The sequence below is a fragment of the Streptomyces sp. NPDC056361 genome, from assembly GCF_042262805.1.
In the GTDB taxonomy this organism is placed as follows: Bacteria; Actinomycetota; Actinomycetes; order Streptomycetales; family Streptomycetaceae; genus Streptomyces.
Genome location: NZ_JBHJQI010000011.1, coordinates 64,582 through 84,279 on the forward strand (window position 1 = coordinate 64,582; position 19,698 = coordinate 84,279).

Annotated in this window: 20 protein-coding genes; 12 read left to right on the top strand and 8 right to left on the bottom strand. The window is 74.6% G+C overall.

The features are described 5' to 3' along the window. Window positions 1-1,248 carry an MFS transporter gene (locus ACFCY7_RS05850; protein ID WP_376481665.1) on the top strand — a complete coding sequence of 416 codons (1,248 nt, stop codon included), beginning with the start codon at window positions 1-3 and terminating at the stop codon, window positions 1,246-1,248. A 37-nt stretch (window positions 1,249-1,285) separates the two neighbouring features. Here ACFCY7_RS05850 and ACFCY7_RS05855 read toward each other — a convergent pair whose 3' ends face one another. Next, the gene (locus ACFCY7_RS05855; protein ID WP_376481668.1) at window positions 1,286-1,921 is read right to left on the bottom strand and encodes a TIGR03085 family metal-binding protein; all 636 of its coding nucleotides are present in this window, start codon (window positions 1,919-1,921) and stop codon (window positions 1,286-1,288) included. A gap of 84 nt (window positions 1,922-2,005) precedes the next feature. On the opposite strand from ACFCY7_RS05855, the gene hisI reads away from it, so the two are divergent. The 11 genes from hisI to lgt all read left to right on the top strand — a co-directional run bounded on the left by hisI (window position 2,006) and on the right by lgt (window position 11,294). Further along, window positions 2,006-2,356 carry a phosphoribosyl-AMP cyclohydrolase gene (gene hisI, locus ACFCY7_RS05860; protein WP_376481670.1) on the top strand — a complete coding sequence of 117 codons (351 nt, stop codon included), beginning with the start codon at window positions 2,006-2,008 and terminating at the stop codon, window positions 2,354-2,356. An 11-nt stretch (window positions 2,357-2,367) separates the two neighbouring features. Further along, entirely contained in the window at window positions 2,368-3,858 is a 1,491-nt protein-coding gene (locus tag ACFCY7_RS05865) for an anthranilate synthase component I (protein ID WP_376481673.1), read from the top strand. Between the two features lie 14 nt (window positions 3,859-3,872). Beyond that, window positions 3,873-4,523 carry a TIGR02234 family membrane protein gene (locus tag ACFCY7_RS05870; protein WP_376481675.1) on the top strand — a complete coding sequence of 217 codons (651 nt, stop codon included), beginning with the start codon at window positions 3,873-3,875 and terminating at the stop codon, window positions 4,521-4,523. 136 nt (window positions 4,524-4,659) lie between these two features. Beyond that, entirely contained in the window at window positions 4,660-4,914 is a 255-nt protein-coding gene (locus tag ACFCY7_RS05875; protein ID WP_376481677.1) for an HGxxPAAW family protein, read from the top strand. 260 nt (window positions 4,915-5,174) lie between these two features. Next, window positions 5,175-5,618, top strand: a complete 444-nt coding sequence (locus tag ACFCY7_RS05880) for a DUF2752 domain-containing protein (protein ID WP_376481678.1) — start codon at window positions 5,175-5,177, stop codon at window positions 5,616-5,618. A gap of 148 nt (window positions 5,619-5,766) precedes the next feature. Continuing rightward, on the top strand, window positions 5,767-6,576 hold the full coding sequence (gene trpC, locus ACFCY7_RS05885) for an indole-3-glycerol phosphate synthase TrpC (RefSeq protein ID WP_376481680.1): 810 nt from the start codon (window positions 5,767-5,769) through the stop codon (window positions 6,574-6,576). A gap of 136 nt (window positions 6,577-6,712) precedes the next feature. After that, window positions 6,713-6,865, top strand: coding sequence for a tryptophan biosynthesis modulator TrpM (gene trpM / locus ACFCY7_RS05890; protein ID WP_376481732.1), 153 nt, complete (start codon window positions 6,713-6,715; stop codon window positions 6,863-6,865). Between the two features lie 401 nt (window positions 6,866-7,266). After that, window positions 7,267-8,505, top strand: a complete 1,239-nt coding sequence (gene trpB / locus ACFCY7_RS05895; RefSeq protein ID WP_376481682.1) for a tryptophan synthase subunit beta — start codon at window positions 7,267-7,269, stop codon at window positions 8,503-8,505. Next, entirely contained in the window at window positions 8,502-9,323 is an 822-nt protein-coding gene (trpA, locus tag ACFCY7_RS05900) for a tryptophan synthase subunit alpha (RefSeq protein WP_376481684.1), read from the top strand. Before trpB ends, trpA begins: the two co-directional genes overlap by 4 nt. Before the next feature lie 63 nt (window positions 9,324-9,386). Beyond that, window positions 9,387-10,208, top strand: a complete 822-nt coding sequence (locus ACFCY7_RS05905; RefSeq protein WP_376481686.1) for a DsbA family protein — start codon at window positions 9,387-9,389, stop codon at window positions 10,206-10,208. A gap of 84 nt (window positions 10,209-10,292) precedes the next feature. Beyond that, on the top strand, window positions 10,293-11,294 hold the full coding sequence (gene lgt / locus ACFCY7_RS05910; protein ID WP_376481687.1) for a prolipoprotein diacylglyceryl transferase: 1,002 nt from the start codon (window positions 10,293-10,295) through the stop codon (window positions 11,292-11,294). A 64-nt stretch (window positions 11,295-11,358) separates the two neighbouring features. On the opposite strand, the gene ACFCY7_RS05915 is transcribed toward lgt, so the two are convergent. The 7 genes from ACFCY7_RS05915 to ACFCY7_RS05945 are packed head-to-tail and all read right to left on the bottom strand — an operon-like array spanning window position 11,359 to window position 19,457. After that, complete coding sequence (locus tag ACFCY7_RS05915) at window positions 11,359-12,195, bottom strand: HpcH/HpaI aldolase/citrate lyase family protein (RefSeq protein ID WP_376481689.1); 837 nt, start codon at window positions 12,193-12,195, stop codon at window positions 11,359-11,361. Continuing rightward, window positions 12,192-13,427, bottom strand: coding sequence for a CaiB/BaiF CoA transferase family protein (locus tag ACFCY7_RS05920; protein ID WP_376481691.1), 1,236 nt, complete (start codon window positions 13,425-13,427; stop codon window positions 12,192-12,194). The genes ACFCY7_RS05915 and ACFCY7_RS05920 overlap by 4 nt, the downstream gene beginning before the upstream one ends. After that, entirely contained in the window at window positions 13,424-14,344 is a 921-nt protein-coding gene (gene rbsK, locus ACFCY7_RS05925) for a ribokinase (protein ID WP_376481693.1), read from the bottom strand. The genes ACFCY7_RS05920 and rbsK overlap by 4 nt, the downstream gene beginning before the upstream one ends. After that, window positions 14,341-15,831: an ADP-ribosylglycohydrolase family protein gene (locus tag ACFCY7_RS05930; RefSeq protein ID WP_376481696.1), complete on the bottom strand. Its 1,491-nt coding sequence runs from the start codon at window positions 15,829-15,831 to the stop codon at window positions 14,341-14,343. Before ACFCY7_RS05930 ends, rbsK begins: the two co-directional genes overlap by 4 nt. Then, entirely contained in the window at window positions 15,828-17,009 is a 1,182-nt protein-coding gene (locus tag ACFCY7_RS05935; RefSeq protein WP_376481697.1) for an ADP-ribosylglycohydrolase family protein, read from the bottom strand. Before ACFCY7_RS05935 ends, ACFCY7_RS05930 begins: the two co-directional genes overlap by 4 nt. Next, window positions 16,960-18,462 (bottom strand): ADP-ribosylglycohydrolase family protein, encoded by a 1,503-nt coding sequence (locus tag ACFCY7_RS05940; protein WP_376481700.1) that lies wholly within the window; start codon window positions 18,460-18,462, stop codon window positions 16,960-16,962. The genes ACFCY7_RS05935 and ACFCY7_RS05940 overlap by 50 nt, the downstream gene beginning before the upstream one ends. Continuing rightward, window positions 18,459-19,457, bottom strand: a complete 999-nt coding sequence (locus ACFCY7_RS05945) for an ADP-ribosylglycohydrolase family protein (protein ID WP_376481701.1) — start codon at window positions 19,455-19,457, stop codon at window positions 18,459-18,461. Before ACFCY7_RS05945 ends, ACFCY7_RS05940 begins: the two co-directional genes overlap by 4 nt. Window positions 19,458-19,698 lie beyond the last annotated feature (241 nt).

The window sequence follows — 19,698 nt, forward strand, 5'->3', positions numbered from 1 at the left end:
ATGGCCACCACGACGACCGGGACCACCGCCCCCGCGACCGCCCGCCCCGCCCACCGCAGCCCCCAGGTCCTGCGCTGGCTCGGCGCCTACACGGCCTCCACCCTCGGCGACAGCGTCTACTACCTCGCCCTCTCCTGGACGGCCGTCAGCAGCGGCACCCCCGCCCAGGCCGGACTCGTCATGGCCGTCTCCGCCGTGCCCCGCGCACTGCTCCTGCTCGTCGGGGGAGCGATCGCCGACCGCCTCGGCCCCCGCCGGGTCGTCATCGCCTCCGACGCCGTCCGCGCCCTGGTCGTCCTCGGCCTCGCCGCGACGCTGTTCCTCGCCACGCCCGGCCTCTGGGCGCTCGCCGCCGTCGCCCTCGTCTTCGGCGTCGTCGACGCCCTCTTCCTGCCCGCCGTCGGAGCCCTGCCGCCCCGCATCGCCGAGCACGACCAGCTCGCCCGCGTCCAGGGCATGCGCGGCCTCGCCTACCGGCTCGGCGCCGTCCTCGGCGCCCCGCTCGGCGGGCTCGCCGTCGCCCTCGGCGGCACCGCCACCGCCTTCGGCATCGCAGGCATCCTCTTCGCCCTGTCCCTGCCCCTGCTCGGCGCGCTCGAGCTCCGCCCGCTGCCGCACGAGGACCGGGCGACCGACGGCACCGCCCTGAGCGACCTCGCCGCCGGCCTGCGCTACCTTCGCGGCCACCGGACGCTCGGCCCGCTGATGATCGTCGTCCTCCTCGCCGACCTCGGCTTCGCCGGCCCCCTCAACGTCGGCCTCGCGGTCCTGTCCGACCAGCGCGGCTGGGGCGCCGCCGGCATCGGCTGGGTCCTCGCCGGCTTCGGCATCGGCGCCGGCAGCGCCTCCCTGCTGCTGACCGTCAAGGGCCGGGTCCCCCGCGCCGGCGCCGTCATGGGCTGGACCATGGTGCTCGGAGCCGTATCGATCGGCGCCCTCGCCCACGTCCCCCAGCTGGCCCTCGCCGGCCTCGTCGCGGTCTCCATCGGCCTGCTCGCCGGACTCTCCGGAGCCCTGTGCAACGCCCTCGTCCAGACCGAGTGCGACCCCGCCTACCTCGGCCGGGTGAGCGCCGTCTCCAGCCTCGGCAGCTTCGGCATCGCCCCGCTGAGCTTCCCGGTCACCGGCGCTGCCGTCGGCCTCTGGGGCCCCGGCCCGGTCTTCGTCGTCAGCGCGGCGGTCTGCGCCCTGTCCGGCGCGTACGCCCTCCTGGTCCCCGCCCTCCGCCGCGCCGAACTGCCGAAGTAGCCCCGAACCGTCGCGCCGAACCGCCGAAGCAGCCCGCTCAGATCCCCAGCTGCTTCGTCTCCCGCAGCCGCTCGATCGCCTCCGGCTCGCCCTCCAGGGCCACCTTCGCCGAGTCCTGGCGCCCGTACAGGTACATCACCAGCTCGCCCGGCTCCCCGGAGGCCGTCACCACCGGGGTGCCGCGGTGGGCCACGGCCGTCTGGCCGTTCGGACGGCGCAGGACCAGACCCACCGGGGCCTTGCGGCCGAGGAGCCGGGCCATCCGCTCCAGCCGGGACCAGAGGGCGTCGGCGAAGACCGGATCCAGCTCGCGCGCCGACCAGTCGGGCTGCGCACGGCGCACGTCCTCCGCGTGCACGTAGAACTCGACGACGTTCGCCCCCTCGTCCACCTGCTTGATGGTGAACGGCGAGAACCGCGGCGGTCCCGTACGGATGAGCTGGATCAGCTCCTCGTACGGCTTGTCGGCGAACTCCGCCTGCACCCGGTCCTGCCGCTCCCGCAGCACCGGCACGAGGGAACCGGCCGCCGCGTCGGGCCGCCGCTCGCGCACCACCACATGGGCGGCGAGGTCCCGGGTCCGCCAGCCCTCGCAGAGCGTCGGGGCGTCCGGACCCGCCGCCTCCAACAGATCGGCGAGCAGAAGCCGTTCACGTTTCGCATGGGTCGACATGCCCGTCAGCGTACGGCCGGGGCGACCGGTCCGCCCAGTGGACGCCCGGCCGGACACCACCCCGGACCACGGCACAATGGCGCCATGAGCAGCAATCTCGACCCGGCCGTCTCCGCCCGGCTCAAGCGCAGCCCCGACGGGCTCGTCCCCGCCATCGCCCAGCAGTACGACACCGGCGAGGTGCTGATGCTCGGCTGGATGGACGACGAGGCCCTGCACCGCACCCTCACCACCGGCCGCGCCACCTACTGGTCCCGCAGCCGCCGGGAGTACTGGGTCAAGGGCGACACCTCCGGCCACGTCCAGCACGTCAAGTCCGTCGCCCTCGACTGCGACGCCGACACCGTCCTCGTCAAGGTCGACCAGATCGGGGCCGCCTGCCACACCGGCACCCGGACCTGCTTCGACACCGACGTGCTCCCCGTATCCCAGTAAGGTCTGGCGCCATGGATCTCGAGACGTTCCGCAAGCTGGCGGCCGACCGCCGCGTCATCCCCGTCAGCCGCAGGCTCCTCGCGGACGGCGACACCCCGGTCGGGCTCTACCGCAAGCTCGCCGCCGAACGGCCCGGCACCTTCCTCCTCGAATCCGCGGAGAACGGCCGCTCGTGGTCCCGCTACTCCTTCATCGGGGTCCGCAGCGACGCCACCCTGACGGTGCGGGACGGCGAGGCGCACTGGCTGGGCACCCCGCCCGTCGGCGTCCCCACCGACGGCGACCCCCTCGACGCCCTGCGCGCCACCGTCGAAGCCCTCCACACCCCCCGTGACCTCTCCTCCGGGATGCCCCCGTTCACCGGCGGCATGGTCGGCTACCTCGGCTACGACATCGTCCGCCGCCTGGAGAAGATCGGCGAGCACGGCCGCGACGACCTGCAGCTCCCCGAGCTCACCATGCTCCTCACCAGCGACCTCGCCGTCCTCGACCACTGGGACGGCTCGGTCCTGCTGATCGCCAACGCGATCAACCACAACGACCTGGAGACCGGCGTCGACGAGGCGTACGCGCACGCCGTCGCCCGCCTCGACGCCATGGAGGCCGACCTCGCCCGCCCGGTCGCCACCGCCCCCACCGCCCTGCCCGCCTCGGAACTGCCCGAGTTCTCCGCGCTCTGGGGCGGCCCCGCCTACCAGGACGCCGTCGAGGACATCAAGGAGCGCATCCGGGCCGGCGAGGCCTTCCAGGTCGTGCCCTCGCAGCGCTTCGAGACCCCCTGCACCGCCTCCGCGCTCGACGTCTACCGGGTCCTGCGGGCCACCAACCCCTCCCCGTACATGTACCTCTTCCGCTTCGAGAACGGCTTCGACGTCGTCGGATCCAGCCCCGAGGCCCTCGTCAAGGTCGAGGACGGGCAGGCGATGGTCCACCCCATCGCCGGCACCCGGCACCGCGGCGCCACCCCGCAGGAGGACCACGACCTCGCCGAGGAACTGCTCGCCGACCCCAAGGAACGCGCCGAGCACCTCATGCTCGTCGACCTCGGCCGCAACGACCTCGGCCGGGTCTGCGCGCCCGGCTCCGTCGAGGTCGTCGACTTCATGTCGATCGAGCGCTACTCGCACGTCATGCACATCGTCTCCACCGTGACCGGTACGGTCGCCGACGGACGGACCGCCTTCGACGTCCTCACCGCCTGCTTCCCCGCCGGCACGCTCTCCGGAGCCCCCAAGCCCCGCGCGATGCAGATCATCGAGGAGCTCGAACCCTCCCGGCGCGGCCTGTACGGCGGATGTGTCGGTTATCTCGATTTCGCCGGCGACGCGGACACCGCCATCGCCATCCGCACCGCCCTGCTCCGCGACGGCACCGCGTACGTGCAGGCCGGAGCGGGTGTCGTCGCCGACTCCGACCCCGTCGCCGAGGACAACGAGTGCCGCAACAAGGCCGCGGCCGTCCTCCGCGCCGTCCACACCGCCAACCGGATGAACGACAACTGAGCACGTAGGGGATAGTGGGGTACGTGAGTGCCGTACCCGTACCCCAGCCCCGGGCCGCCCGCGCGGCCGTCCCCACCGGCGGCCGCCGCAGCCTGGCCGCGGCCCTCCTCCTCGGCGCCCTCGGCGCCACCGTCGTCCTGCTCTCCGCCGGCCAGATCTGGGCCGAGGGCACCGCGTCCGTCGGCGGTGGCAGCGTTCCCGTCGAAGCCGACGGCAGCGCCGTCACCGGCGTGCCGACCGCCCTCGCGATCGTCGGCCTCGCCGCCCTCTTCGCCGTCTTCGCCGTCCGCCGCACCGGCCGCACCCTCGTCGCCGCGCTCCTCGCGCTCAGCGGCGCCGGCGCCGCGCTCGCCGCGGTCCTCGGCGCCTCCGACAGCAGCGCCCTCGACGCCGAGGCCGCCCGCATCAGCGGCGACACCGCCGCCGCCGTGGCCGGCCTCACCCACACCGCCTGGCCGTACGTGACCGCGGCCGGCGCCGCCCTCATACTGCTCGCCGGCCTCTTCGCCCTGCGCTTCGGCAAGAGCTGGCCCGCGATGGGCGGCCGCTACGAACGGTCCGGAACCCCGCGCGCCGGGCGCAAGACGCCCACCACCGACCCCGACCGGCCCGAGGACCTGTGGAAGGCCCTCGACCGCGGTGAGGACCCCACGCACGGCGGCTGACCGGAGGGCCGACCGCGACGCGTGATCGTCCCGGGACCCCCGATTCATCCTCGCGCGCCCACGTGCGGGACAATGGACGCCGAGTGTCCGCGCACGCGAGACCTCACCATCGAGCAACTGCAACGAGGAGCAACTCATGGCGGGCAGCGCCCACGGACACACCCCGGCCGCCTGGACCGGTGTCATCATCTCCTTCATCGGCTTCTGCATCGCCGGCGTCTTCATGGTGGCCGCCAACCTGCCCGGCTTCTGGGCCGGCGTGGGCGTCATCCTCCTCGGCGGCATCGTCGGCGGTGCGATGAAGGCCGCCGGCCTCGGCATGCCGAAGGAGTCGGCGGCCGTCGCCGCCGCCCGCGAGGCCGCCACCGCGACCGCGCTGGCCCGTTCCTGACGCGACACGACGCACTCGAGGGCGCAGTCCGGCCGTGCCGGGCTGCGCCCTCGCGCGTCAGGGGCGAGAATCACCGGGTGGACACGCACCCGACGGCCGGAGCCGCGACCGACGCATCCCCCACCCGACCGGGTGAATCCACCCCACCGGGGAACCCCGTCCCACCCGCCCCCGCCCCCGCCCCGACACCGGCCGCCCATGCGGGGCCCGGGAGTCCGGACGGGGCCGTGTACGCGGGGCACGGGGGTCCGGGCGGAGCCGTGCCCGGGTGGTCCGGAGGCCCGTGGGGCGTCGTACCGCCGCCCCGGCCGCTCGTGCGGCGGCTGCTCGCGCCGGTGGGGACGCTCGCCGGGGTCGCCGCGGCGTTCGCGTACGTCGGGGCCGTCGACCCCAACGAACCCGGGCACTATCCCGTCTGCCCGCTGCTCCGCTTCACCGGCCTGTACTGCCCCGGGTGCGGCGGACTCCGCAGTGCCCACGCCTTCGTCACCGGAGACCTGCCGGCCGCACTCGGCGCGAACGCCCTGGCCGTCGTCGGCTACGGGCTCTTCGCCGTCGTCATGGCCGTCTGGCTGATTCGTGCCACCCGCGCGGTGCCGATGCGCCTCGCGGTCTCCCCGGTCTGGTGGTGGGGGATCGGGGCCGTCCTCGCCCTCTTCACCGTGGTCCGGAACCTTCCCTTCGGCTCCGCGCTGGCCCCCTGAGGCCCTTCACCGGCACTCGGGGACCCCGACGGGAGTCCCAGCAGGTGGGACGCCGCTCCGGCCGATGCGAGTCCGGGGCCGTCCTGCGGATAGGATCGAAGTGGCTGAACCTGTTTCCTCATCACCGTCCCGGAAGGGGGCCCCTCGCGTGAGTGTGCTCGACGAGATCATCGAAGGCGTGCGCGCCGACCTCGCAGAGCGACAGGCGCGGGTCACCCTCGACGAGCTCAAGGAGCGCGCCGCCAAGGCGCCGCAGGCCAAGGACGGCGTCGCCGCACTGCGCGGCGACGGCGTCAAGGTGATCTGCGAGGTCAAGCGCTCCAGCCCGTCCAAGGGCGCACTCGCCGCGATCGCCGATCCGGCCGGTCTCGCCGCGGACTACGAGGCGGGCGGCGCCGCCGTCATCTCCGTCCTCACCGAGCAGCGCCGCTTCGGCGGCTCCCTCGCCGACCTGGAGGCCGTCCGCGCCCGGGTCGACATCCCGGTCCTGCGCAAGGACTTCATCGTCACCGCGTACCAGCTCTGGGAGGCCCGGGCGTACGGAGCGGATCTCGCGCTCCTCATCGTCGCCGCCCTGGAGCAGGAGGCGCTGGTCTCCCTCATCGAGCGTGCCGAGTCCATCGGGCTGACCCCGCTGGTCGAGGTCCACGACGAGGAGGAGGTCGAGCGCGCCGTCGACGCGGGCGCCCGGATCATCGGCGTCAACGCGCGCAACCTCAAGACCCTCCAGGTCGACCGCTCCACCTTCGAGCGCGTCGCCCCCGAGATCCCGGCGCACATCGTCAAGGTCGCCGAGTCCGGCGTCCGCGGCCCGCACGACCTCATCGCCTACGCCAACGCCGGAGCCGACGCGGTCCTGGTCGGCGAGTCCCTCGTCACCGGCCGCGACCCGAAGGCCGCCGTCGCCGACCTGGTCGCCGCCGGCGCCCACCCGGCCCTCCGCCACGGCCGGAGCTGACCCCGCCATGACCCCCGTCCGCGCCACGCCGACCGCCCTGGGCACCGCCCCGGGCGGTGCGGTCGTGCCCGCGGACGCGTCGGGCCGCCGCGGCCGGCTCCGTACCGTCGCGGCCCCCGTCTCCAAGCACGCCCCGCTGGCCAGGGGCTGCCGCCCGCGCGGCTGTCGCGCGCCCGCCCGCCGTGTCCACGGCCGCCGGGTCCGCTACGTCATCGGCTCCGAGCCGGGCCAGGTCAACGGCATGCGATGGCGCCCGCGCGCCCCGCGCACCTCCACACACGACGCCTGACCGAACCCGTCGTCCCGGCCCACCGCCCGTGTGGGCAATCGTCCCTCCCTCAGACTTCGTCCGGGGGGACCCCCAGGGCGGGACGGGTGGGCACACGGGACGGCGCCCTTGGCGGCGCCTCCGCCCCCTGCACCTACCCGCACCCATAGCGCGGCGCGCATCCGGTGCGGGTTCAGGCGCAGAAGCCTAGGCCCGGCAGGGGGCGCCGTCCGTTGTGCCCACCCGTTCCGCCCCAGCGGAACGATTGCCCACAACGGGCGGGGCGGGTCGCAACGGGCGGTGGCCGCCGCGACGGGTCGGGGCGACAGGCGACCGTGTTGCCGGATGTGAGCGTGGCGCGCGCATAACGTGACCATCAACCACACGTATCCCGGGGCATCCGCCCCGCGAGGAGCATCCGCATGTCCAGCGAGTTCTTCATTCCGGACCTGGAGGGCCAGGTCCCCAACGCCGAGGGCTACTTCGGCGATTTCGGCGGCAAGTTCATCCCGGAGGCGCTGGTCGCCGCCGTGGACGAGGTCGCCGTCGAGTACGACAAGGCGAAGGCGGACCCGGAGTTCGCGCGCGAACTCAACGACCTGATGGTCAACTACACGGGCCGTCCGAGCGCCCTCACCGAGGTGCCCCGGTTCGCCGAGCACGCGGGCGGCGCCCGGATCTTCCTCAAGCGCGAGGACCTGAACCACACCGGCTCGCACAAGATCAACAACGTGCTCGGCCAGGCGCTGCTGACCAAGCGCATGGGCAAGACGCGGGTCATCGCCGAGACCGGCGCCGGCCAGCACGGCGTGGCCACGGCCACCGCCTGCGCCCTGTTCGGCCTCGACTGCACCATCTACATGGGCGAGGTCGACACCCAGCGCCAGGCCCTGAACGTGGCCCGGATGCGGATGCTCGGCGCCGAGGTCATCGCCGTGAAGTCCGGCAGCCGCACCCTCAAGGACGCCATCAACGAGGCGTTCCGGGACTGGGTCGCGAACGTCGACAGGACGCACTACCTGTTCGGCACCGTGGCCGGCCCGCACCCCTTCCCCGCCATGGTCCGCGACTTCCACCGGGTCATCGGCGTCGAGGCCCGCCGCCAGGTCCTGGAGCGCGCCGGGCGGCTGCCCGACGCGGCCATCGCCTGCGTCGGCGGCGGCTCCAACGCCATCGGCCTCTTCCACGCCTTCGTCCCGGACGCGGGCGTCCGCCTGATCGGCTGCGAGCCGGCCGGCCACGGCGTCGAGACCGGCGAGCACGCGGCCACCCTCACCGCCGGCGAGCCCGGCATCCTGCACGGCTCGCGCTCGTACGTCCTCCAGGACGAGGAGGGCCAGATCACCGAGCCGTACTCGATCTCGGCCGGCCTCGACTACCCGGGCATCGGCCCCGAGCACGCGTACCTCAAGGACCGCGGGCGCGGCGAGTACCGGGCCGTCACCGACGACGCCGCCATGCAGGCACTGCGGCTGCTCTCCCGCACCGAGGGCATCATCCCGGCCATCGAGTCGGCGCACGCCCTCGCGGGGGCCCTCGAGGTCGGCAAGGAGCTCGGCAAGGACGCCCTGCTCCTCGTGAACCTCTCGGGGCGCGGGGACAAGGACATGGACACGGCCGCCCGCTACTTCGGGCTGTACGACGGGGAGGGCTCCAAGTGACGACCGGGAACATCCAGCTGCTGAGCGACACCCTGGCCAAGGCCAAGGCCGACAACCGGGCCGCGCTCATCGCGTACCTGCCGGCGGGCTTCCCGACGGTCGACGGCGGCATCGCGGCGATCAAGGCGGCCTTCGACGGCGGCGCCGACGTCGTCGAGGTCGGTCTGCCGCACAGCGACCCGGTCCTCGACGGGCCGGTCATCCAGACCGCCGACGACATCGCCCTGCGCGGCGGCGTCAAGATCGCCGACGTCATGCGGACGGTCCGCGAGGCCCACGAGGCCACCGGGAAGCCGGTCCTCGTCATGACGTACTGGAACCCGATCGACCGGTACGGCATCGAGCGCTTCACCGAGGAGCTCGCCGCGGCCGGCGGCGCGGGCTGCATCCTGCCCGACCTGCCGGTCCAGGAGTCCGCCGTCTGGCGCGAGCACGCCGACAAGCGCGGTCTCGCCACCGTGTTCGTCGTCGCGCCCAGCAGCAAGGACGAGCGCCTGGCCACCATCACGTCGGTCGGCTCGGGCTTCGTCTACGCCGCCTCGCTCATGGGGGTCACCGGCACCCGCGAGTCCGTCGGCGAGCAGGCCGCCGACCTGGTCCGGCGCACCCGGGCCACGTCCGGGCTGCCGGTCTGCGTCGGCCTCGGCGTCTCCAACGCCACCCAGGCCAAGGAGGTCGCCGGCTTCGCCGACGGCGTCATCGTCGGCTCCGCCTTCGTGCAGCGCATCCTCGACGCCGACGGCGACGAGGCCGCCGGGCTGGCCGCCGTAAGGGAACTGGCGGGCGAACTCGCCGAGGGTGTCCGCCGCGTTTCGTAGCCCGTTCGGGTGGATCCGGGACCGGGGAGGCACGTACGCGCCTCCCCGGTTCGTTCCTGAGGCGTGAGCGAGAAGAACCGTGGTGACGGTAACCGGAGCGCGCGGGAGCGCCTCCAGCAGCAGCGCGAGCGCGACAAGGCCCGCGAGAAGCAGCGGCGCGTCCTGATCGTGTCGGCGGCGGTGGTCGGGGTCCTCGGCCTCGCCGCGGTCGTCGGCGTGATCGCAGCGAACAGCGACAAGGACGGCGGATCCGACAAGGCCGGCCCGGTCGTCGCGCCGACCGGATCGATCGAGGGCGACAAGCCCGCGATCCCCACGGGCACGACGGACGCCCCGTCCACCCTCGCGATCTGGGAGGACTTCCGCTGCCCGGCGTGCGCCCAGTTCGAGACCGTCATGCGGGACACGATCCACGAGCTGGAGGCCTCCGGCGCGCTCAAGGCCGAGTACCACCTCGCCACCCTCATCGACGGGAACATGGGCGGCAGCGGCTCGCTGCGCGCGGCGAACGCGGCCGCGTGCGCCCAGGACGCGGGCAAGTTCACCGCGTACCACGACACGCTCTACACGAACCAGCCGCCGGAGACGGACGACGCCTTCGGCAAGAACGACAAGCTGATCGAGCTGGCGGCGAAGGTCCCGGGGCTCGACACGCCCACCTTCCGCAGCTGCGTCCAGGACGGCACGCACGACAGCTGGGTCACGAAGTCGAACGAGGCCTTCCAGAGCGGCGGCTTCCGCGGCACCCCGTCCGTCCTCCTCAACGGCGAATCGATCTTCCCGACCAAGGGGAACGAGCAGATCTCCCCGGAGAACCTGAAGAAGTGGGTGGCCGAGGCCAACAAGGGCAAGAAGGCCGGCACGGCCTCGCCCTCGGCCGGCTGAGCCGTTCGAGGCCGGGTTAGTTACCCATACGTTGCCGGGTGGGCTGCCGTCCCGCCCGCCCGGCAGGGTAGCGTCGGTCCTGCCATGGACCTTGCCTACATTCCCAGCCCGTCGACCGGCGTGATCCACCTCGGACCGATCCCGCTGCGCGGCTATGCCTTCTGCATCATCATCGGTGTCTTCGTCGCCGTCTGGTACGGCAACAAGCGCTGGATCGCCCGGGGCGGCACCGCCGGCACCGTGGCCGACATCGCCGTCTGGGCGGTGCCTTTCGGCCTCGTCGGCGGACGCCTGTACCACGTGATCACCGACTACCAGCTGTACTTCAGCGAGGGTGAGAACTGGGTCGACGCCTTCAAGATCTGGGAGGGCGGCCTCGGTATCTGGGGCGCGATCGCGCTCGGCGCCGTCGGCGCCTGGATCGGCTGCCGCCGCCGAGGCATCCCGCTGCCGGCCTACGCCGACGCCATCGCCCCCGGTATCGCCTTCGCCCAGGCCATCGGCCGCTGGGGCAACTGGTTCAACCAGGAGCTCTACGGCCGGCCGACCGACCTCCCCTGGGCCCTGAAGATCACCGAGGGCGCGAACCGCGAGGCCGGGCTCTACCACCCGACCTTCCTCTACGAATCGCTCTGGTGCGTCGGCGTCGGTTTCCTCGTCATCTGGGCCGACCGCCGCTTCAAGCTCGGCCACGGGCGGGCCTTCGCGGTGTACGTGGCCGCGTACTGCGCCGGCCGGGTCTGGACCGAGTACCTGCGCGTCGACGAGGCGCACCACGTGCTCGGCCTGCGGCTGAACGTGTGGACGGCGATCGTCGTCTTCCTGCTCGCCGTGGTCTACATCGTGGTCTCGTCGCGGATGCGGCCGGGACGCGAGGAGATCGTGGAGCCCAAGGCGGCGGAGAAGGACGGGAAGGCCGCGGAGTCCGGGAAGGGCGAGAAGTCCGGGGAGTCCACCGAGTCCGGGGAGTCCGGGGAGGGCGAGTCGGTGGACGGCGAGCCCGAGGACGCCGCTCCGGTCGCCGACTCCGACAAGAACGAGGAAGCCGGTGCCGGCAACGGCGCCGGGTCGGCCGCCAAGGGCTGATCCTTCCGCTGCCGAGAGGGCCGCCGGGACCGAAAGGTTCCGGCGGCCCTCTCGCGTACGGGGGTCAGGCCGTGCGGGAGGCGAGGGCGAGGACGCGGTGGGCGCCCTCCACCACCGCCGCGTCGACGAAGCGGCCGTCGGGGAGGGCCAGGGCGCCCTGGTCGGTGGCGGCCGCGGCGACGACCTCCCGGGCCGCGTCGACCTCCTGGGGGGTGGGCAGGTAGGCCCGTTCGATGACCGGGAGCTGGCGGGGGTGGATCGCCGCCCGGCCGAGGAAGCCCATGGCCCGGCCCCGGGCGCAGCCGGCGGCCAGGGCGTCCAGGTCGCCGATGTCGGGGTGGACCGACTGGGCCGGGGGCGGGAGGGCGGCCGCCCGGGCCGCGACCACCACCCGGCCGCGCGGCCAGTCGAGCCCGCTGTCCTCCCGTACGCCCAGGTCGGCGCGGAGGTCGGCCTCGCCGAGGGCGATGCCGCGCACGGCCGGGTGGGCGGTGGCGATGGCGTACGCGTGCTCCAGGGCGAGGGCGTTCTCCAGGAGCGGGTAGAGGGGGAGACCGGGGGCGAGCCCGGCGATCCGGTGGATGTCAGTGGCGTGTGTCACCTTGGGTACACGGAGACCGCAGAGGCCGGGGAGGGGGGCCAGGGTGGGGATGTCGTGCGGGGAGTGGACGCGGACGTGCACCGGGACGGGGTGGGCGTCGGCGAGCAGATCGGCCGTGGCGTCGAGGGCGTACGCCTTGCGGTGCGGGGCGACCGCGTCCTCCAGGTCGACGATGACGACGTCGGCGCCGGAGGACAGGGCCTTGGCGACGACCGCGGGCCGGTCGCCGGGGGCGTACAGCCAGGTGAGGGGCGTGCGGACGCGGGCGAGACGGTCGACCCCGGTCACGCCGCCGCTCATACCGCTCCCCGGTCGCGGAGGTCGTCGATCTCGGCGGGGGTGAGGCCGAGTTCGGTGAGGACGTCGGTGGTGTCGGCGCCGTGGGGGCGGCCGGGCCAGCGGATGGCGCCGGGGGTCTCGGAGAGCCGGAAGAGGACGTTCTGCATCTTGATCGGGCCGAGTTCGGGGTCCTGCACCTCGGTGACCGTGCCGAGGGCCTGGTACTGCGGGTCGGCGACGACGTCCCGGACGTCGTAGACCGGGGCGATGGCCGCCTCCGCCTTCTCGAAGGCCGCCATCGCCTCGTCGCGGGTGCGGCGGGCGATCCAGGAGCCGACCGCCTCGTCCAGGACGTCCGCGTGTGCGGCCCGGCCCGTGCCGTCGGCGAACCACGGCTCGTCGATCAGTTCGGGGCGGCCGACCAGGCGCAGCACGCGCTCGGCGATCGACTGGGCGGAGGTGGAGACGGCGACCCAGGAACCGTCGGCGGTCCGGTACGTGTTGCGGGGGGCGTTGTTGCGGGAGCGGTTGCCGGTCCGGGGCTGGACGTAACCGAGCTGGTCGTACCAGAGGGTGTGGGGTCCGATGACGGAGAGCATCGGCTCGATGATCGCCATGTCGACGACCTGGCCGCGGCCGGTCGTCGTCCTGGCGGTGAGCGCGGTCATCACGGCGTACGCGGTGGCGAGGGCGGCGATCGAGTCGGCCAGACCGAAGGGAGGCAGGGTGGGCGGGCCCTCGGGCTCGCCGGTGATGGCGGCGAAGCCGCTCATGGCCTCGGCGAGGGTGCCGAATCCGGGCCGGTGGGCGTACGGGCCGAACTGGCCGAAGCCGGTGACCCGGGCGAGGACCAGCCGCGGGTTGACGGTGGAGAGCTCCTCCCAGCCCAGACCCCAGCGTTCCAGGGTGCCGGGTCGGAAGTTCTCCACGATCACGTCCGCGTCGGCGGCGAGCGCGAGCAGGGTGTCGCGACCGCCGGGCGACGACAGGTCCAGGGTGATCGTCCGCTTGTTGCGGCCGAGGACCTTCCACCAGAGACCGATGCCGTCCTTGGCGGGGCCGTGCCCGCGGGACGGGTCCGGCTTGCGCGGGTGCTCGACCTTGACGACGTCGGCGCCGAAGTCGCCGAGCATCATGGCCGCGAGCGGGCCGGCGAAGAGGGTGGCGAGGTCCAGGACGCGCAGCCCCTGGAGCGGCGCCGGGGCGGCGGGAGCGGGGTTCGTCGGCGCGGCGGCCGGAGCGTGGACGGTCATGCGGAGTCGGCCTCCAGGGTGTCGGGGGAGAGGAAGGCCGCCTCGATCTCGACGCGGTACGGCATCGAGGTCGACGCGCCCTGTCGCTGGACGGAGAGCGCGGCGGCGGCCTGCGCCCAGGCGAGCGCCTCCGGTGCGGGGCGGCCCTCGCCGAGGGCGACCGCGAGGGCGCCGACGAAGGTGTCGCCGGCCGCCGTGGTGTCCACCGCCCTGACCCGGGGGGCGGGGACGGTGACCGGCTCGGCGTCGCGGGCCGCGTACAGGCCGCCGGCCGCGCCCAGGGTGATCACCACCTCGGGGACGAACCGCAGCAGGGCCCGGGCCGCCGCGCGCGGGTCGGCGAGTCCGGTGAGGGCGGCTGCCTCGTGCTCGTTGGGCACCAGCAGGTCGGTGGCGGCGAGGAGTTCCGGAGGCAGCGGCTGGGCGGGGGCGGGGGTGAGGATCGTGCGGACGCCGAGCCGGCGGGCGGTGACGGCGCCCTCGACGACGACGGGGAGGGGGAGTTCGAGCTGGAGGAGCAGGGTGTCGGCGGTGCCGATGAGGGCCTCGTCGCCGTGCGAGAGGGAGGTCACGGTGCCGTTGGCGCCGGGGACGACGACGATCGCGTTGCCGCCCTCGTCGTCGACGACGATGTGGGCCGTGCCGGAGGAGCCCTCGGCGGTGCGCAGGAGATCGGTGTCCACCGCGCAGTGTTCGAGCGTGGCGCGGAGCCGTGCCCCGAAGTCGTCCGCGCCGACCGCGCCGATCATCGCGACCTCGGCGCCCGCGCGTGCGGCGGCGACGGCCTGGTTGGCGCCCTTGCCACCGGGGATCGTGCGGAACGAGCGGCCGGTGACCGTCTCGCCGAGGGCCGGGGCCCTCGGCACATAGGCCACGAGGTCCATGTTCGTGCTGCCGAGCACGACGATGCTGGTCATGGGCGTACTGCCTCCGTGTGTGTCAGTTCGGCCAGCGTGTCGAAGCCGATGCCGTCGAAGGACGGGACCGACGTCGCCAGACGGTTCTTGAGCGGAGCGGTCCAGCGCTCCGGCAGCCGGTCGGGGTGCCCGGCGAGGAGACCGGCGACCGAACCGGCGGTGGCCCCGTTGGAATCGGTGTCCCAACCGCCCGACACCGCCGCGCAGACCGAGCGCGAGAAGTCGCCGTCGCCGTGGGTGAGGGCGGCGGCGAGCAGGGCGGCGTTGGGAACGGCATGCACCCAGTGGTACCCGCCGAGCTCGGCGTGCAGGCGGTCCACGACGGCGTCGAAGTCGGGCGTGGCGCGGGCCGCCGCGATGCCGAGGCGGACGGCCGCCGCCAGCCGCGAGCACGGTGGGATCACCCCGAGGCCGCTCGCGAGCGCCCGGTGGACGTCGGCGGTGCCGGTCGCCGCCGTGGCCAGGGTCGCCGCGACGAACATGGCGCCGTAGACCCCGTTGGCCGTGTGCGTGAGCGCCGCGTCCCGGTACGCCTGCGCGGCCGCGGCGACCGGGTCGCCCGGATGCGTCCAGCCGTGCACGTCGGCCCGGATCTGGGCGCCGATCCACTCGCGGAACGGGTTGCGGTGGAGGGCGGTCAGCGGGGGTTCGATCCCGTCGAGGAGGTTGCGGTAGGCGACGCGCTCGGCCGTGAAGGTGCGGCCGGCGGGCAGTTCGTCGAGCCAGAGGCGCGCGACGTCGGCGGTGGTGAAGTCGCGCCCGTACCGCTGGAGGAGGAGCAGGTTGAGGAGCGGGTAGTTCAGGTCGTCGTCCTCCGGCATCCCGTCGATGTTCTCGGCGAGCGAGGTGGCGGCGGAGCGGCGGTTCCAGGGGTGGGCCGCGAGCAGCTCGCCGGGAACGCCGCGGGCGGTGAACCACGTGGTGAGGGGCCAGTTCCCGGCGGCCCGGGCGAGCGCCCGGATGGCGGGGAGGGGGAGCTTCTCGACCGGCTTGCCGAGGAGGCAGCCGGCGGCGCGGCCCAGCCAGGCGGCGTGCAGCCGGTGGAGGAGGCCGGTGCCCTCCCCGTCGGTGCGCTCCCGGCCGCTGGCCTCTCCGCTGGTGCGCTCCCCGCCGCTGCGCTCCCCGCCGCTGCGCTCCCCGCCGGGGCCGTCCTTGCCGCGGGTCTCGCCGGTGGGCTCCGTCCGGGGGGATCCCGATCGCGCTGCGGAAGGGGCGCCCGCTGCGGTGGTGATGTCGGTGAAGGCCGTGGGTTCCAGGGCCGACAGGGGGCCGGGAAGGGTCGCCAGGGTGTCCAGGAGTTCCTCCGCCAGCGGGCGGAGGTGGGGGCGCGGGGTCTCCGAGGCGCCGGCCGTCCGCGGGGCGGGCGGGCCGCCCGCGGCCGTCCAGCGGGCCGCGAGGGCGTGGGCGTCGCGGCCGTCCTCCGTCGCCTGCCGCAGCTCGTGGCCCACCAGGTCCTCGGGCTGGACCCAGGTCAGGCGCAGGGTCACCGGTCGGCGCTCGTCAGGGTCGCGAAGGCCGACTCGTGGGCCCGGCGCAGCGCGGTGTCGCGGGCGAAGACCTCGCGGGCGACCGCGGTGAGGGCCGCCGCGGGGGCGTGCAGGTCGAGGCGGCTGGCCTCGGCCACCCGCTTCGCCCAGTCGGCGGGGACGGCGGACTCGCCGTGGAGCGCGCCGACGATCGCGCCGGCCATCGTGGCGATCGAGTCGCAGTCGCGGCCGTAGTTGACGGCGCCGAGGACCGTACGGCGGAAGTCGCCCTCGCCGACGAGCAGCATGCCCAGGGCGATCGGGAGTTCCTCGATGGCGTGGAGGCGGGAGGGGCGGCGGGCGCCGAGGGAGGGCGAGCGGTAGTCGGGGCCGACCGAGTCGAAGGGGGCGACCGCCCGGCGGAGGGGAGCAAGGGCCGATTCGAAGTCCGTGTGGCCGGCGGCGACTTCGGCGACCGCCTCGATCGCCGCCCGCGTTCCGTCCTTGGCGAGCGAGAGGGCCGCGCCGACCACCGAGGCCGGGGTGGCGCCCGGGGCGCAGGCCGCCGCGACCGCGGCGGCGAAGACACCGGCCGCCTCCCGGCCGTACGAGGACTGGTGGGCGCCGGTGAGGTCGATCGCCTCGGCGTACGCGGCGGCGGGATGGGCGGCGTTGACCAGGCCGACGGGCGCCATGTACATCGCGGCGCCGCAGTTGACGACGTTGCCGCCGCCGGCCTCGCGCGGATCGACGTGGCCGTAGTGGAGCCGGGTCACGATCCACTTCTCGGCGAGGAAGATCCGCTGGAGGGGCAGCGCCTCGGCCTCCAGCTCGGGGATCCAGACGGGGGAGCCCATGAGTTCGGGCACGAGGTGGTCCGCGACCGCGTACGCGTCGAGGTGGCCGCGGACCTTCTCGTACACCCGGATCAGCGCGTGGGTCATCAAGGTGTCGTCGGTGACGTGCCCGTCGCCCTTGTGGTACGGGGCGATGGGGCGGGCGGTGCGCCAGTCGCCGCCGTTCCAGGGGCCGACGATCCCGGTGACCCGGCCGCCGTGGCGCTCCAGGATCTGTTCGGGGGTGTAGCCCTCGACGGGGCCGCCGAGCGCGTCGCCGACGGCGGCCCCGACGAGGCTTCCGGTGATCCGGTCATCCAGAGGGGGGCCGACCGGTGCGGGCACGTCCTGTGTGGGTGTCATGTCGGAATTGTCCACCTGGGGCGGTCGGTTCCGTGGCTCCGAGCAGCCCGGCGAGTTCCACCAGATCCGTCCCCGCGAGCCGGGGCAGCGCACAGCCCGCCAGCGTCCGGCAGGCGTCCCGCCAGCTCGACGGCACCGAACGCCCGCCGCCCAGCGCGCCGGTGAGCGCCCCCGCGAGCGCCGGCGCCGAGTCGGCGACCCGGGACAGGCAGGCGGCGGCCGGGACCGCCGCCCCCATCTCGCCCCGGGCGGCGGTCGCCAGGGCCAGGGCGACCGGCACGGTCTCGGCGGCCGCGATGCCGTAGCTGTACACGTGGTCCACGATCTGGTGCTCCAGGAGCGGGACCAGCTCGAACGCCGAAGCGGCGGTCTCGGCCAGCTTCACCGCGTGCCGGGCGTTGCGGCCGATCTCGGTGACCGGCGGGAGTTCGGCCAGCGCCGCCCCGACGGCCTCCTCGACCGTCGCCCCGCCCAGCGCCGCCGCGACCGCCGCCGCCGTCGCGCGCGCCCCGTGCACGCCGTCGCCGTCCTGCGTGTACCGGGCGTCGAACTCGGCGAGTTCGGCCGCGGCGTGCGGGTCGCCGGGGTGCACGACCGCGAGGACCGCGGCGCGGACGCAGGCCGCGTCGTCGAAGAAGTGCGGGTTGTCGTGGCCGGTCGCGGGTGGGCGCAGGCCGGTGGCGAGGTTCCCTAGACCCGCCCGGACCGAGATCCGGGCGCGCAGGGGGAGTACGGCCGACTCGACCTCGGGCGCCCGGTCCGCCGCGGCGGCGACCTGGCCCGCGAGGGCGTTCCACGCCAGGTCGACGGCGGCCCGCAGCCGGCGCTCCGGGGGGAGGCCCGCGAAGACCGGGCCCGCGGAGGCGAGGACCGCCTCGGCCGTGAACACCGCCCACTCGGCGTCGTCCGACGGGCCGAGTCGGAGCGGCTCGGGGGGCTGGTTGAGGGCGATGGGGACGGGGAGGGTCGTCGTCGCGTTCTGCTCCGCGAAGGTGTCGAGTTCGCGGGTGAGGCGGCGGGTCCACTCCGGCATGCGGGCGGCGCGGTGGCGGGCGGCCGGCCATCCTGCGGCGTCGCCCGCGGCGATCCCCAGGAGAAGGCCTTCGACCGCGTCGCGGGCGGGGCGGTGGGGGGCCTCGTGTCCGTGCGGGCTCTCCTGGGGGCCGCCCCATGAGCCGGTACCGCGGACCGGGGCGACGGGAGGTGGGTCCTGCGGGGCACCGGGCAGGGGGCCGGGACCCGGCAACGGGGGCTGTGCCCACCCGTCCCGCCCTGGGGGTCCCCCCGGACGAACTCTGGGGGAGGGGCGATTGCCCACAGCTGGGGTGGCGGGGGTGGCGGTGGCCGAGGCGCCGGCGCCGGCGGTGGGGGCGGCTGCAGGGGTGGCGGGGGTGGCAGGGGTCGAGGCGCCGGTGGCGGTGGTCGGGGTGGGGTTTGTCAGGTCTGCGCTCATTGGGTGTCTGCTTCCGGGGTGAGGAGGTCGGCGATGTCGAGGACGTGGTAGCCGCGCATGGAGGGGAGGCAGCTGCCGGTGACGGGGGCGATGGCGGAGGCCCAGTCGTCCGGGATGGAGCTCAGGCCGCCGGAGGCGCCGGCGAGGGCGCCCGCCACGGCAGCGGTGGTGTCGGCGTCGCGGCCCATGTTGACCGCCGTCAGGACCGCCGTGCGGAAGTCGCCGCGGGCGGCGGCGAAGGCGCCGAAGGCGAGGCCGACGGCTTCGGGGGCGAGGTCCGTCCAGGGGTAGCCGCCGATGACGACGGCGGAGCGGACCTGGCGTTCGCGGGTGAGCGGGTCGGGCTGGACGCGTTGGGCGGCGACGACCGCGCGGCGCAGGGAGCGGGCGGTCCAGGAGTCCATCGGGACGGCGGAGAGGGCCGCCGCGATCACGGACGTGACGCCCGCGCCGCCCATCGCCGCGGCGACGCCGGCCGCGACGGCCTGGCCGCCGTAGATGCCTTCGCCGTCGTGGCTGACGCTGCCGTCGATGGCGACGAGGCGGGCGGCTTCCGCGGGGCGACCGGCGGCGAAGACGCCGAACGGGGCGGCGCGCATGGCGAGTCCGTCGCTCCAGGCGTGGCGGTGCTGGGCGGAGATGGGGGCGGTGAGGCCGCGGCGGAGGTTCTCCAAGGTGCCGCGTTCGGAGAAGCCCGCGCCGCGGAAGGGGCCTTCGTCGAGGTCGGCGATCCAGTGGTGCCAGGCCCGTTCGACGTGGTGGACGGTGAGGGCGGAGCCGTGGCGGGCGAGGAGGAGGGCGGAGAAGATGGCGTACTCGGTGTCGTCGGTGCCGGCCGGGCTGTCCATGACGAAGCCTTCGATGCGGCCCCAGCGGCGGCGGATCTCGGAGGGCCGCATGTTCTCGGCGGGCGCGCCGAGCGCGTCACCGACGGCGAGGCCGAGGAGCGCACCCCTCGCCCGTTCGCGCGTGTCGCTTGCCGTGGTGGTCACCATCTCGCGGCCCCTTCCTCGGGTGGGGCGCGCGGTCGGCGCCCCGATGCCTGGATCTGTGCCACCGCGGGCCGCGAACTCGCCGAAGAAACGTCTCTGTCACCCGGCTGACACCCCGCCAGAACGCGGCTCACCCAGTGAGGGGGACCTTAGTAAGTACGGCCTGCCTTGCTGGCGGACCCCTTACATAGCGCGTATTTTCGAGGGTGTTGGGGGCGGCGGGTGCATATCCCGGCTCGCCGGA